This window comes from Lentzea rhizosphaerae (genome assembly GCF_042649515.1).
GTDB classification, from domain to species: Bacteria; Actinomycetota; Actinomycetes; order Mycobacteriales; family Pseudonocardiaceae; genus Lentzea; species Lentzea aerocolonigenes.
The window spans coordinates 138,749-152,460 of the sequence record NZ_JBHRZI010000012.1 but is presented as its reverse complement, the minus strand read 5'-3'; the positions used below and the strand labels follow the sequence as shown (position 1 = coordinate 152,460).

The 13,712-nt window shown below is 68.5% G+C and carries 13 protein-coding genes and 1 pseudogene; 8 read left to right on the top strand and 6 right to left on the bottom strand.

What is annotated here, in order from left to right; translation table 11 throughout:
- The 4 genes and pseudogenes from ACFOWZ_RS15555 to ACFOWZ_RS15540 all read right to left on the bottom strand — a co-directional run.
- Positions 1-741 (bottom strand): annotated as a pseudogene (locus ACFOWZ_RS15555) (hypothetical protein); the annotation flags it as partial.
- Between the two features lie 100 nt (positions 742-841).
- On the bottom strand, positions 842-1,318 hold the full coding sequence (locus ACFOWZ_RS15550) for a roadblock/LC7 domain-containing protein (protein WP_382372954.1): 477 nt from the start codon (positions 1,316-1,318) through the stop codon (positions 842-844).
- Positions 1,319-1,323: 5 nt separating this feature from the next.
- Positions 1,324-1,698 (bottom strand): hypothetical protein, encoded by a 375-nt coding sequence (locus ACFOWZ_RS15545; protein ID WP_030469745.1) that lies wholly within the window; start codon positions 1,696-1,698, stop codon positions 1,324-1,326.
- Between the two features lie 240 nt (positions 1,699-1,938).
- Complete coding sequence (locus ACFOWZ_RS15540) at positions 1,939-2,730, bottom strand: crotonase/enoyl-CoA hydratase family protein (RefSeq protein WP_382372952.1); 792 nt, start codon at positions 2,728-2,730, stop codon at positions 1,939-1,941.
- Between the two features lie 74 nt (positions 2,731-2,804).
- Between ACFOWZ_RS15540 and ACFOWZ_RS15535 the strand changes: the two genes are divergently transcribed.
- Together ACFOWZ_RS15535 and ACFOWZ_RS15530 are read left to right on the top strand one after the other, a co-directional pair.
- Positions 2,805-4,391, top strand: coding sequence for an acyl-CoA synthetase (locus tag ACFOWZ_RS15535; RefSeq protein ID WP_382372950.1), 1,587 nt, complete (start codon positions 2,805-2,807; stop codon positions 4,389-4,391).
- Entirely contained in the window at positions 4,372-5,463 is a 1,092-nt protein-coding gene (locus tag ACFOWZ_RS15530) for an NAD(P)H-dependent flavin oxidoreductase (protein ID WP_382372948.1), read from the top strand. The genes ACFOWZ_RS15535 and ACFOWZ_RS15530 overlap by 20 nt, the downstream gene beginning before the upstream one ends.
- 62 nt (positions 5,464-5,525) lie before the next feature.
- On the opposite strand, the gene ACFOWZ_RS15525 is transcribed toward ACFOWZ_RS15530, so the two are convergent.
- A complete protein-coding gene (locus tag ACFOWZ_RS15525; RefSeq protein ID WP_382372946.1) occupies positions 5,526-6,446 on the bottom strand; it encodes an acyl-CoA dehydrogenase family protein in 921 nt (306 codons plus the stop codon).
- A gap of 10 nt (positions 6,447-6,456) precedes the next feature.
- Positions 6,457-7,617 carry an acyl-CoA dehydrogenase family protein gene (locus ACFOWZ_RS15520; RefSeq protein WP_382372944.1) on the bottom strand — a complete coding sequence of 387 codons (1,161 nt, stop codon included), beginning with the start codon at positions 7,615-7,617 and terminating at the stop codon, positions 6,457-6,459.
- 45 nt (positions 7,618-7,662) lie between these two features.
- Here ACFOWZ_RS15520 and ACFOWZ_RS15515 point away from each other — a divergent pair, with 45 nt between their 5' ends.
- From ACFOWZ_RS15515 to ACFOWZ_RS15490, 6 genes are all read left to right on the top strand, one after another.
- Positions 7,663-7,854: a ferredoxin gene (locus tag ACFOWZ_RS15515; RefSeq protein WP_382372942.1), complete on the top strand. Its 192-nt coding sequence runs from the start codon at positions 7,663-7,665 to the stop codon at positions 7,852-7,854.
- 77 nt (positions 7,855-7,931) lie between these two features.
- A complete protein-coding gene (locus tag ACFOWZ_RS15510) occupies positions 7,932-9,017 on the top strand; it encodes a Zn-dependent alcohol dehydrogenase (protein WP_382372940.1) in 1,086 nt (361 codons plus the stop codon).
- A gap of 9 nt (positions 9,018-9,026) precedes the next feature.
- On the top strand, positions 9,027-9,875 hold the full coding sequence (locus ACFOWZ_RS15505; protein ID WP_382372938.1) for a 3-oxoacyl-ACP reductase: 849 nt from the start codon (positions 9,027-9,029) through the stop codon (positions 9,873-9,875).
- An 8-nt stretch (positions 9,876-9,883) separates the two neighbouring features.
- Positions 9,884-11,389 carry an aldehyde dehydrogenase family protein gene (locus ACFOWZ_RS15500; RefSeq protein ID WP_382372936.1) on the top strand — a complete coding sequence of 502 codons (1,506 nt, stop codon included), beginning with the start codon at positions 9,884-9,886 and terminating at the stop codon, positions 11,387-11,389.
- Complete coding sequence (locus tag ACFOWZ_RS15495; RefSeq protein WP_382372934.1) at positions 11,390-12,136, top strand: glucose 1-dehydrogenase; 747 nt, start codon at positions 11,390-11,392, stop codon at positions 12,134-12,136.
- 61 nt (positions 12,137-12,197) lie between these two features.
- On the top strand, positions 12,198-13,682 hold the full coding sequence (locus ACFOWZ_RS15490) for an alpha/beta hydrolase (RefSeq protein WP_382372932.1): 1,485 nt from the start codon (positions 12,198-12,200) through the stop codon (positions 13,680-13,682).
- The last annotated feature ends 30 nt before the right edge of the window (positions 13,683-13,712 follow it).

Genomic DNA, 13,712 nt, shown 5'->3' with positions numbered 1-13,712 from the left:
GTGGCCGGTGATCGCGGAGCCGTCCAGCACGGTGACGTCGACGAGGAACGTCCGGCCGGCAGGGGTCTTCCCGCACACCCTGCTGCCGGCGATCAGGTTCTCCGCGTCCCTCGTCGCCCGCTTCCCGAGCTCGGCGACGCACTCGGCCTGGCCGGGCACGCCGTCGCCGAGCCACTCCGCGAGCCAGTAGCCGTCGTCGCCGTGCAGGCGGTCCGGGGCGAGCGGCCAGACGTTCGTGCCGGGCACGTCGCGTGGTTGCGCGAGGTCCAGGTGGTAGCTGCCGAATCGCAGTTCGCCGCTGAACCGCACGCCGGTGGCCGCGGGTGGTGGCCCGCTGGTGACGACGGTCGTGGTCGCGGAAGCAGACGTGTCCGCGGTTTTGGCCGTGGGGTGCGACGTTGAGCCTGGCGGTGCCGGCCGAGCGGCACCGGCCACCGTCGGCGGCGCGGGCGAGCCCGACGCGGAGGCCGGTGACGACGTTGTTGGTGTCTCCGGCGGTGCGGAGGCGGCGGCAGGTGTCCCCGCCGCCTGCTCGTCCGGTGCCACCAGTGTCACCACGGCCAGCACGCCCGCGCCCACGACGGCTCCCGCCAGCACGGCCAGGTAGCTCGAACGCCTGCGCCACAAGTGCTTGCCAGGAGTGTTCACGTAGACGTCGCCGCCGACCGACCCGGCCTGGAACGACGTGCCGTTCACGACGCCGTCGACGTCGTTGCCGACCGACTGGTCTTCCTCGGACATACGTGGCAGATCGCCGGACCGCCAGCAGGTGTTACGGGCACGAACGAGTTCGCCGGACCGCGACCCCGTGCGCACGTTCGACGCACGGAGTCGCAACCGATCACCGCTGTCCGGCGATCGCCTCCTGCAGCAAGGCCAACGCCTGCTTGGCCGCGACGTTGAACATGCCCATGGTGGTGTTCGGTTTGCTGAACACCACCAGCAGGGTGTCGGTGTCCACGGAGAACACGCCGACCTGACCGGAGTCGCCCTCGAAGAACACCACGCGCGGGTCGCCGACCTTGGCCCGCGCGATGAACTGGGACGCGAGCCCGGCCGCCGCTGCGGCCATCGCGGCGACGCTCTCGTTCTCGATGTCGCGGGTGAGTGCGCACAGCACCAGGCCGTCCCGCGTCGCGGCCAGCACCCCGTTGATCGTGACGGGATCGATGTGGCCGTGGATCTCCCGCAGCGCCTCGGTCACCGTCTTCTTGCCGGCGTCGTCCAGCGGCGGCGCCACCGCGAGCCCGGCCGACAACGCCGAACCGCGCTTGCGCATGGGCAGCACACCGGACTCCGCCGATCCTCTGGCGGTCACCTCGTTCACACGATCAGGCCGGCTTCGATGGCCTTGAGGCCGTGCCTCGCGAGCGCGAGGTTGGACCGTTCCCGGTCCAGGACGAGGTACAGGAACAACGTGGAGGTGCTCCGGCTGTTCGCCTTCAGCAGGCGGATCAGGTGGTACTGACGCCCCAGGGTGATCAGGATGTCCTCGATCTCGTCGTTCAGCTTGAGCGACGAGACCACCCGCTGCTTCGCCCGCACGACCTCGGTGTTGCCGGCCGCGGCAATCTCGAGGTCCAGCCAGTCACCGCCGCCGATCGAACCGAGAGACATCCCGCTCTCGAAGTCGACGAGTGCGGCTCCCACCGCACCGGAAATGGTCATCGCTTCTTTCAACGCCGTGTCGATGTTCATTCGACGTTTGCTCCTCGCAGTCGCACCAATGCGCGCCAAAGACAATTCATCCGGCGGTGTTCCCCCGAGAATTACCGGCCGGTTCGCATGATCGGCATCACCCTATGTGGTGCGGCGTTGTACGTACATGCCCGTTCGGAGCAACGTGAAAGCGCTGTCCAGTCCACTGTGGTCAGCGGTCGTCGAACAGCGTCGAACGCATAATCGAAACCAATCGAACGCCAGTGGCGTGTCGCGCGACTAGCGTCCCTTGAACTCCGGCTTGCGCTTGTCGGCGAACGCTCGGGGACCCTCCTTGGCGTCCTCGCTGCGGAAGACCTCCATGCCGAGCCGGGCGTCCACTGTGAACGCCTCGTTCTCGTGCATCGCCTCGGTCTCCCGCATCGTCCGCAGGATCGCCTGCACGGCCAGCGGTCCGTTGGCGGTGATGAGCTCCGCCAGCTCCATCGCCTTGGCCAGCGCCTGGCCGTCCGGCACCACGTGCCCGATCAGCCCGATCTCCTTGGCCTCCGCGGCCCTGATGTGCCGCCCGGTCAGCAACAGGTCCGCCGCCACCGTGTACGGGATCTGCCGCGGCAGCCGCACCGCGGACCCGCCGAGCGGGAACAGTCCCCACCGCGCCTCGGACACGCCGAACCGCGCGCTCTCGCCGGCCACCCGGATGTCGGTCGCCTGAAGGATTTCCGTGCCGCCCGCCACCGCGGGGCCTTCCACCGCCGCGATCAACGGTTTCGTCAACCGACGACCTTTCAGCAGCGGTTCGATGACCGAGAAGTCGAACTTGCCCGCGGACTCGCTGGGGTGGTTGGACGTCATGGCCTTCAGGTCGGCGCCCGCGCAGAACGATCCACCCGCGCCGGTGAGGATGCAGACCCGCACGTCCGGATCGGAGTCGACGCGGTCCCAGGCCTCGCGCATGATCGCCATCATCGGCCCGGACAACGCGTTGCGGACCTCCGGCCGGTTCATCGTGACGACCAGGACGTTGCCGACCAGGTCCACCAGCGCGTGGGGTTCCGTCGTGGTCGTCATTCGAGCGCCTCCTGGATCGAGTCTGACCGCACGGGGGATTGTCCAGAACAGTAACACGTTCTACTTTGCCTACCATGGCCCTCAACGTCGCAGACCTCGTTGAACACGCCGTCGACACCGTGCCCGACCGGACCGCGCTCGTGTGCGGGTCCAAGAGGGTCACCTACGCCGAGCTCGAGTCACGAGCCAACAAACTGGCTCACCACCTGGCAAAGAACGGCGTGACACAGGGTGCGCACGTCGGGCTCTACGCGCGCAACTCGATCGAGCTCGTCGAGGCCATGCTCGCGGTCTACAAGCTGCGCGCGGTGGTCATCAACGTGAACTACCGCTACACCAAGAACGAGTTGCAGTACTTGTTCGGCGAGTCCGACCTGGTCGCGCTCATCCACGAACGGCAGTACGCGCCACTGGTCGCCGAGGTCGGCGCTCCCGGCCACACCGTCGTGATCGACGACGGGTCGGGCGAGGAGTTCACCGGCGCCGACTACGAGACCGCGCTGGCCGAGGAGTCCGACGAACGCGACTTCGCGCCACGCAGTCCCGACGACCTCTACATCCTCTTCACCGGTGGCACGACCGGCATGCCCAAGGGTGTGATGTGGCGGCACGAGGACGTGTGGCGCACGCTCGGCGGCGGCATCGACTTCGTGACCGGCGAACGGCTCACCGACGAGTGGCAGCAGGCGAAGGGCGGCAAGGACTACGGCCTGGTGCGGCTGTGCCTGCCGCCGCTGATCCACGGCGCCGCGCAGTGGGCCGTGCTGGGCGCGTTGTTCTGCGGCAGCACGGTGGTGCTCGTGCCGAAGTTCGACCCGGCCGAGATCTGGCGGGTGATCGAACGGGAAAAGGTTCAGGTCGCCGCGATCACCGGTGACGCCATGGGCCGGCCGTTGATCGAGGAGTTCCAGCGCGGCGAGTACGACGGCTCGTCGTTGTTCATCATCAACAGCAGCGCCGCGTTGTTCTCCTACACGGTCAAGAAGCAGTACCAGGAACACCTGCCGCACACGACGTTGCTGGAGTCGATCGGGTCGAGCGAGACCGGGTCCACCGGCATCGGCGCGGTGCCCAAGGAGATCGTGAAGACCGACGGCACCAAGGTGAAGCTCAACGAGGACACCATCGTCATCGACGAGGACGGCAACAAACTCGAGCCCGTGCCCGGTATCATCGGCAAGCTGGCGCGCGGCGGGCACATCCCCCTCGGCTACTACAAGGACCCCGAGAAGACCGCGCGGATGTTCGTCGAGGTCGACGGCAGGCGGTTCACGGTGCCCGGCGACTACGCCCGGTTCGAGGAGGACGGCGACATCACGTTGCTCGGCCGCGGCAACACGTGCGTCAACACCGGCGGCGAGAAGGTGTTCCCTGAAGAGGTCGAGGCGGCGCTGAAGTCGCACCCCGACGTCTTCGACGCGCTCGTCATCGGCATCCCGGACGACCTGCTCGGCCAGCGCGTCGGCGCCATCGTGCACCCGCGCGAAGGCGCGACGCCGACACTGTCCGAACTGGACGCTCACGTGCGCGAGACGCTCGCGGGCTACAAGGTTCCGCGGTCGCTCTGGCTGGTCGACGAGATCGGCCGCACCCCGAGCGGCAAACCCGACTACCAGTGGGCCAAGCGCCACGTGGAGGACCATGCGCACCAGCCTGTGTGACGAGCTCGGCATCGAGCACCCCGTCTTCGGCTTCACGCCGTCCGAGCACGTGGCGGCGGCGATCAGCAGGGCCGGCGGCCTCGGGGTGCTCGGGTGCGTGCGGTTCAACGACGCGGAGGACCTCGACCGCGCGTTGACGTGGATGGACGAGAACACCGACGGCAAGCCCTACGGCGTCGACATCGTCATGCCCGCGAAGGTCCCGACCGAGGGCACGCAGATCGACCTCGCCGGCCTGATCCCGCAGAGCCACAAGGACTTCGTGCAGCAGACCCTGCTCAAGCTCGGTGTCCCGCCACTGCCGGACGGCGAGGGCGGCGAGGGTGTGCTGGGCTGGCTGCACTCGGTCGCGCGCTCGCACGTGGACGTCGCCCTGGAACACCCGATCCGCCTGATCGCCAACGCCCTGGGCTCACCGCCCACCGACGTCATCGAACGGGTGCACGCGGCCGGAGTCCCGGTGGCGGCCCTGGCCGGCAAGGCCGAGCACGCGCGCCGACACGTGGCCAACGGCGTCGACATCGTGGTGGCCCAGGGCTACGAGGCGGGCGGCCACACGGGCGAGGTCGCCACGATGGTGCTGGTGCCGGAGATCGTCGACGCCGTCGACGTGCCGGTGCTCGCCGCGGGAGGCATCGGCTCCGGCAGGCAAGCAGCGGCGGCGATGGCACTGGGCGCCTCCGGGGTGTGGATGGGCTCGTACTGGCTCACCACGGCCGAGTACGAGCTGGGCAACTCGAGCACCCAGGAGGCGCTGCTGGCCGCCGGTTCCAGCGACACCGTCCGCACCCGCATCTACACCGGCAAACCGGCGCGGCTGCTGAAGACGCGCTGGACCGAGGCGTGGGCGTCCGCCGAGGCACCGGAACCGCTGCCGATGCCGTTGCAGAACCTGCTGGTCAGCGAGGCCCACCTGCGCATCGCCCGCTCCGACGACCCGTCCGTGGTGTCGATGCCGGTCGGGCAGGTCGTCGGGCGGATGAACGAGGTGCGGCCGGTCGCCGAGGTGATGACGGACCTGCTGGCGGAGTTCGACCAGACGGTGAAGAGGCTGACCGATCTGAACCGTTGACCGCGGCACCAGGACGATGAACGGCGCTTTTGTCCACCTCAGGTGGACAAAAGCGCCGTTCATCACGTCAAAGTCAGCGCTGCGCTGAGTTTCAGGAGCTGGGCGGTGGCCCCGCCCAGCTCGAACTCGGTGCGCTTGGCCGCGGTGAAGTACCGGTGCACGTCGTGGCTCATGTCGATGCCAGTGCCGCCGTGGACGTGCACGGCCGTGTGGGCCACGCGGTGCCCGGCGTCGGCGGCCCAGAACTTCGCCGTTGCGACTTCCTCGGTGGCGTCGAGTCCTTCGGAGAGGCGCCAGGCGGCCTGCCAGAGCGTCAGGCGGATCGCCGCCACGTCGATGTAGGCGTCGGCCAGCCGTTGCGCCACGGCCTGGAAGCTGCCGATCGGCCGGTCGAACTGCACGCGGGTCCGCGCGTACTCCGCCGTCAGTTCCAGCGCGCGTTCGGTGACGCCGAGCTGGAAAGCACACAGTCCCAGGGTGTAGCGCGTGATCAGCCAGTCAGGCGTGAGACCGGGCACGAGCTCTCCACCACCGGAGTACTCGAACCACCCCGCGTCGCCGTCGACGAGCTCCTGTGCGGTGATGTCGAGCGCACCGGCCTCGACGAGGAACACCTCTGCGCCCTGCGACACCAGGAAAGCCTCCGCCGTGGAGGCGGACGGCACGGTGGTCTTCGCTCCGCCGTCGTCCACGAGTGCCACGGACAGCACGGTTCCGGGCGTCAGCCAGCGGGAACGTTGTCTCTCAGTGCCGAACTCGGCCAGCGCGGACGCGGCCACCGTCGTCGGCAGGTAGGGCACGGTGGCGACCGCGCGCCCGAGCTCCACCAGCACCGAACACCGCTCCAGCACACCGAACTCGGCGGGGTCCTCCGGCACCACACCCGACTTGACCAGGTCGGCCCACGGAGTGTCGGACGAGTCGAGGATCTTGCGGGTCAGCGCGGCCAGCTCGCGCTGCGCCTCGGTCAACGTGAAGTCCACGGAAATCTCCTTACCGAGGCACGGCGGGCAGTCCGAGGCCCACCCGCGCGATGATGTCCCGCTGGATCTCGTTGGTGCCGCCGCCGAACGTCAGGATCAGCGACGAGCGGTGCATGCGTTCGACCCGGCCGTGCAGCAACGCTCCCGGTGAGCCCGCGCGCACCATCCCGTTGGCGCCCAGCACCTCCATCAACAGCCGGTAGCCCTCGGTCGCGAACTCCGTGCCGAACACCTTGGTGGCGGAGGCTTCCGCGGGAGACGGCGCCTCGTCGCCACCGGAGGCGATGCGCCAGTTGACGAGCTTGAGGAACTCGGTCTTGGCGTGCACGCGGGCCAGGTGCAGACGCACCCACTCGTGCTTGGTGGCACCGGTTTCGTGCGCCCATTGACGAACCTTGCGCAGTGCGGTCTGCAACGGCGCGGCGGAGCAGAGGGCGACGCGTTCGTGGTTGAGCTGGTTGGTGATGAGCTTCCAGCCCTTGTGCTCCTCGCCGATGAGGTTCGACACGGGCACGCGCACGTTGTCGTAGAAGGTGGCGCTGGTCGTCGGGCCGGACATCGTCGGCACAGGCGTCCAGGAGAAGCCCGGGTCGGTGGTCGGCACGATGATGATGCTCAAACCCCTGTGCCGCTGCGACTCCTGGTCGGTGCGGCAGGCCAGCCAGACGTAGTCCGCGTACTGGATGAGGCTGGTCCACATCTTCTGGCCGTTGATCACGTAGTCTGAGCCGTCGCGGACGGCCCGCGTGCGCAGCCCGGCGAGGTCGGTGCCCGCCTCCGGTTCCGAGTAGCCGATGGCGAAGTGGATCTCGCCAGCAGCGATCTTCGGCAGGTAGAACGCCTTTTGCTCGGGCGTGCCGAACGCCATGATGGTCGGCCCGATCGAGTTCAGCGTCAGGAACGGCACGGGCGCACCGGCCGCGGAGGCCTCGTCGAGGAAGATCAGCTGCTCGATCATCGGCCGGTTGCGGCCGCCGTACTCCTCTGGCCAGCCGATGGTCAGCCAGCCGTCGCGCCCCATCTGTCGGACGGTGTCCTTGTAGACCTCGGCGTCGCCGTAGTCACCGCCACCGGAGAGCCCGGCTCGTCGTTCCGGCGTCATGAGCGCGGCGAAGTACGCCCGCAACTCCTGGCGCAACCGCTCCTGTTCGGGCGTGAAACCGATGCGCATGACCGCTACTCTAGAACAAGTTCTACTTGCTGTCAGGAGGCCGCGATGAAGGTCGACGTCGACCCCGCGCTGTGTGAGGCGCACGGGGAGTGCATGTCAATCCTGCCTGAGGTGTTCGACCTCGACGACGATGAGGTTCTGCAGATCCGGGATGGTGAGCTGACGGAGGACGAGATCCCGCTCGCCGAACGTGCCGTCGCGTCGTGCCCGATGGGCGCACTCCGGCTCTCACGCTGATGGGCCTTGTCAAGAACAGGAACAGATTCTACTGTCCGACGAGTCCCGGGTTGTGAGCTCAGCGAGGAGTGATACCGGTGAAGGCTGCCGTGCTCAACCAGGTAGGCGACGACAAGCTCGAGCTCCGCGACGACGTGACGACAACCGCGCCGGGGCCTCAGGAAGTCAAGATCAAGATCAGGGCGTGCGGGGTGTGCCACAGCGATCTGTCCGCCATGGACGGAACGCTGCCGGCGCTGGCACCCGGCGTCATCGGCCACGAGGGCGCCGGTGAGGTCGTCGAGATCGGGAGCGCCGTGACGTCGCTCGCGGTCGGCGACCACGTGGCGATCACCTTCGTGCCGCCGTGCGGGAAGTGCGCCCAGTGCGTGACGGGCCAGGCGCATCTCTGTCTCGTGCACACCATCTCGGCGTTCACGTCACCGCGGTTCGTCGTCGGTGGCAACCCCGCCTTCGGTTACGCGGGCCTGGGCGCGTTCGCCGAGGAGATGGTCGTGCCGGCCGACGCCGCCATGAAGGTCGACGACGACGTGCCGTGGGAGATCGCGGCGCTGCTGTCGTGCGGAATCCTCACCGGTGTCGGCGCCGTGCTCAACACCGCGAAGGTCGAACCGGGGTCCAGCGTCGCCGTGATCGGCTGCGGTGGTGTCGGCATCGCGGTGATCCAGGGCGCGCGGCTGGCTGCCGCTGCGAAGATCGTCGCGGTCGACCCGGTCACCGAGAAGCACGAGGTGGCCCAACGGTTCGGCGCCACGCACGCGACCGTTCCCGACGGCGTCGCGGACCTCAACAACCAGCTCAACGGCGGCATGGGCTTCGACTACGTGTTCGACGTCGTCGGCATCCCCGCCACGATCCGCCAGGCGTGGGACCTCACCCGGCGCGGTGGCCACACCGTCGTCGTCGGCGCGGGCCGGGCGGACGCGATGGTCTCGTTCAGCGCGCAGGAGCTCTTCCTGCACGACAAGACGTTGCACGGGTCGTTCTACGGAACGGCGAACTTCCGCCGGGACGTGCCGCGCATGATCGCGCTGTGGCGGCAGGGGCGTCTGGACCTCGAAGGCATGATCAGCAAGAGGATCAGGCTGGAGGACGTCAACGAGGGCCTGCAGGCGTTGCGCGGCGGTGGATCCCTGATCCGCCAGGTCATTCTCTTCGACTAGGAGTCTTTTGTGGACCTTTCGGGGAAGGTCGCCGTCGTCACCGGCGCGGGTGCCGGACTGGGCAGGGCGGAGGCGCTGGAACTCGCGAGAGCCGGTGCCTGCATCGTCCTCAACGACCTGCCGGGCTCGGCCGAGGCCGCTGCGGCCGAGATCGAGGAGCTCGGCGCCAAGTGCGTCGTGGTCGAGGGGGACGTGGGGGAGCGCAGCACGGCGGACGCTCTCGTCGAGGCCGCCGTCGAGCAGTTCGGCGGGCTGCACGTCGTCGTGAACAACGCCGGCGTGCTGCGCGACCGCATGCTGTTCAACATGTCCGACGAGGAGTGGGACCTGGTCGTGCGGGTCCACCTGCGCGGCCACTTCCTGTTGTCGCGCAACGCGGTCGCGCTGTGGAAGCAGCAGTCGAAGGCGGCGGGTGAACCTGTCTACGGCCGGATCGTGAACACCTCGTCCGAAGCGTTCCTGCTGGGGTCGGAAGGTCAGGCGAACTACGCCGCGGCCAAGGCGGGCATCGCGGCGCTGACGGTCGCGACCGCACGTGGCACGAGTCGCTACGGCGTCCGCGCCAACGCGATCTGCCCCCGCGCACGCACGGGCATGACCGCGCACGTGTTCGGTGACGCACCCGAAGGTGACGACTCGCTGGCGCCCGAGCACGTCGCGAAGTTCGTGGCGCACCTGGCGGGACCGTCCGGCGACCGGATCAACGGCCAGGTGTTCGTCGTGCACGGCGGCATGGTCGCGTTGATGGCCCCGCCCACGGTCGAGCAGAAGTTCGGCGCGTTCACCGATCTCGACGGCTACTTCGCCGACCGCGATCCGCAGAAGACCTTCGCCTGTACCGAAACGATGTCTCTGTAGGAGGAGCTGTGACGCTCACCGTCCAACCGCATCGCGAGACGCTGGGCCTGAAGGACGGCCGGCTCCTCATCGGCGGCGAGTTCCGCGAGACGGACGAGACCTGGACCCACCACCACCCCGCGACCGGCGAGGAGATCGGCAGCTTCGCCGTCGCGTCGGCCAAGGACGTCGACGCCGCCGTTCTCGCCGCGCGCAAGGCGTTCGACGAGGGCACGTGGGGCCGGTCGAAGGCCACCGACCGCATCAGGGTGCTGCGCAGGTACAGCGACCTGCTGCGGGAGCACTCGGACGAACTGCGCGGACTGCAGGCGCTGGACAACGGCGTACCGCTGTCGTTCGGCCAGATCTACGCCACCTCGGTGGGCATCGCCGCGGACATCTTCGACCACCACGCCGGCTGGATCGACAAGGTCGGCGGCCAGACCCTGCCTCCGTACCAGGGCGGTGACCACCTGGCGATGACGTTCCGCGAGCCGGTCGGCGTGGTCGCGGCGATCCTGCCGTGGAACGCGCCGTTCGTGCTGTTCGCGCAGAAGATCGCCCCCGCGCTCGCGGCCGGTTGCACGGTCGTGGTGAAGCCGTCGGAGTACGCGTCGTTCTGCGTGATCCGCATGGTCGAGCTGCTGATCGAGGCCGGACTGCCGGAGGGCGTGATCAACCTCGTCACCGGTCCCGGCGACCCGACCGGTGAAGCGCTGATCACCCACCCCGCCGTCGACAAGATCAGCTTCACCGGCAGCCGCGTGGTCGGCCGCCGGATCGTCGAGGCCTCAGCCGGCACGATGAAGCGCGTTTCCCTGGAACTGGGCGGGAAATCGCCCGCACTCGTGTTCGCGGACGCGCCGAACGTCGGCCTCGCCGCGATGACCTGCATGGGCATGGTCACCATGGGCCTGTCCGGGCAGGCCTGCGTCGCGCACACGCGGGCACTGGTCCAGCGGGACGTTCAGGACGAGTTCGTGGGCATGGCACAGATGCTCGCGACCGCGGTGACGTTCGGCGACCCGTTCGACCCCGCCGTGCTCGCCAGCCCGCTGATCAACCAGAAGCAGCTCGAGCGCGTGCTCGGCTACATCGAACGCGGCCAGGAGGACGGCGCACGGCTGGTCACCGGTGGCACCCGGCTCGAAGGCGACCTCGCGTCCGGCAACTTCGTCGCACCGACGATCTTCGCCGACGCCAGCAACGACATGGCGATCGCCCGTGACGAGATCTTCGGCCCGGTGCTCACCGTCGTGCCGTTCGACGACGAAGAAGAAGCCATCCGCCTCGCCAACGACACCGAGTACGGCCTGGGCGCCGGTGTCTACACCAACGACGTCCGCCGGGCGTTCCGCGTGTCCAAGAGGTTGCGGGTCGGCATGGTCGGCATCAACGGGTTCCAGCTTGAGCCGCACGTGCCGTTCGGCGGGTACAAGCAGTCCGGTCTGGGCCGCGAGGGCGGCCAGAGCGCCTACGAGGCGTACACCGAGCTGAAGACCGTGATGATGCCGCTCACCGACGAGATGATGTAGATGCGGCTCGACGGGAAGGTCGCCCTGATCACCGGCGCGGCGCGGGGTCAGGGCGCGGCCGCGGCGCGCCGGTTCGTCGCCGAGGGCGCGCGGGTGATGATCACCGACGTCCTCGACGACCAGGGCAAGGAGCTCGCCGCCGAACTGGGCGCCGAGTACTGCCACCTCGACGTGTCGTCGGAGGAGGGCTGGGCCGACGCAGTCGCGTTCACCGTGCAGACGTTCGGTGACATCACAGTGCTCGTGAACAACGCGGGCATCCTGCACTTCTCGGCGTTGGCGGACACCACACTCGCGGACTACCAGCGGGTGATCGGCATCAACCAGGTCGGCACGTTCCTCGGCATGCGCGCGGTGGTCGAGTCGATGACGCGCGCGGGCGGCGGCTCGATCGTGAACGTCTCGTCCGTCGAGGGCATGGGCGGAATGCCTTACCTCGTCGCGTACACGGCGTCGAAGTTCGCGATCCGCGGCATGACGAAGGTCGCCGCGATGGAGCTCGGGCAGCACGGCATCCGCGTGAACTCCGTGCACCCCGGCGCGATCAACACCCCGATGGTGAGCGAGGCGCTGGGACGGGAGATCGACGTGTCACCGGCCGGCAAGAAGGTCGCGTTGCGCCGGATCGGGCAGCCGGACGACGTCGCGAACGTCGTGCTCTTCCTGGCCAGTGACGAGAGCGGCTACTGCACGGGCGCCGAGTTCGCAGTGGACGGAGGAGCGACCGCCACACATGCGCTGAGTTGAATGCAACCCGCCAGGCACCCCTCGCGTCTCGATGATCGAGAGGTCATACCTGGGGAGCTACATGAAATCTGTTTTGGTGACGGCCGCCCTGCTGATCGGATTGGCACCGGCGGCCGTTGCGGCGGAAGAAGCACAAACGCCCGTTTTGTCCTGGCAGGACTGTCAGGACGGGTTCCAGTGCTCCACCGCCAAGGTTCCGCTCGACTACGACCAGCCCAACGGCACGAAGATCGACCTCGCGCTGATCAGGCTGCCCGCGACCGATCCGTCCAAGAAGATCGGCTCGCTGTTCGTCAACTTCGGCGGTCCCGGTGCGTCCGGTGTGGACAGGCTGCGCGGGCGCGGCAAGTGGGAGTGGCTGTTCTCGCCCGAGCTGCGGGCGCGGTTCGACGTCGTGTCGTGGGACCAGCGGGGAATCGGTCGTTCGGCGACCGTCCGCTGCTTCGACAGCGTCGAGGAGCAGCAGTCGTTCCTCAACGCCATTCCGGTCTACCCGGACACCGCGGCGCAGGAACCGGCGTTCTACGACTCCTACCGGGAGTTCGTGCGCCGCTGCGAGGCGAAGTCCGGCGACCTGCTGGACCACGTCTCGTCCGCGAACACGGCACGGGATCTGGACCTGCTGCGCAAGGCCGTCGGCGACAAGAAGCTGACGTACCACGGCATCTCCTACGGCACGCACCTCGGCGCGATCTACGCGAACATGTTCCCGGACAAGGTTCGCGCGCTCGCGTTCGACGGCGCGCTGGACTTCGTCGGCAACGCCACCGGCCACGGTGACCAGGGCACGACCGTGCCGCTGGACACCCGCCAGGACGTGCCGCGCGGGGTCGCGGAGACGTTCGACCAGTTCCTGAAGCTCTGTGCGGCACCGGGCGCGAAGTGCGCGTTCGCCGGTGGCGACCTGAAGCAGAAGTGGGCGGACCTGGTGGCCAAGGTGGCGGCGTCGCCCGTCACCACGCCGGACGGCACGTTCGACCGCGTGGCGCTGATCAGCACGGTGTGGGACGCGTTGGCGCAGCCCGAGACGTGGCAGGACACCGCCCGGATCCTCCAGGGGATCTGGGAGGCGCCGAAGACGCTGCGTGCGGCGTCGGCCGACTACATCACCAACCGGTTCGAGGCGTTCAACGCGATCCAGTGCTCGGACAGCGACTTCCCGCGCGACCCGGCGGTGTACTCGAAGTACGGCAAGAGCGAGGACCAGCGCGTTCCGTACTGGGGCCGTGCCGTGGTGTTCGACATGATGGCCTGCGCGTTCTGGCAGGCTCGTGACGACGACCGCTACACGGGTCCGTGGAACCGCTGGACGTCGGCGCCGGTCCTGTTCATCAACAGCAGGTTCGACCCGTCGACGCCGTTGCACGGTGCTCGCGACGGTGCGGCGGAGATGGCCAGGACCGGGTTCCTGACGGTCGAGGGCTACGGCCACACCACCATGTTCGTGCACAGCGCGTGCGCGGAGAAGGCGAAGCGGGACTACCTGTTCACGGGTGTCCTGCCGGCCCAGAAGACGTGCGGCATCGACAAGTCGCCGTTCGCCTGACGGGTGTTTTCCAGGAGGGGCCTCACCGCT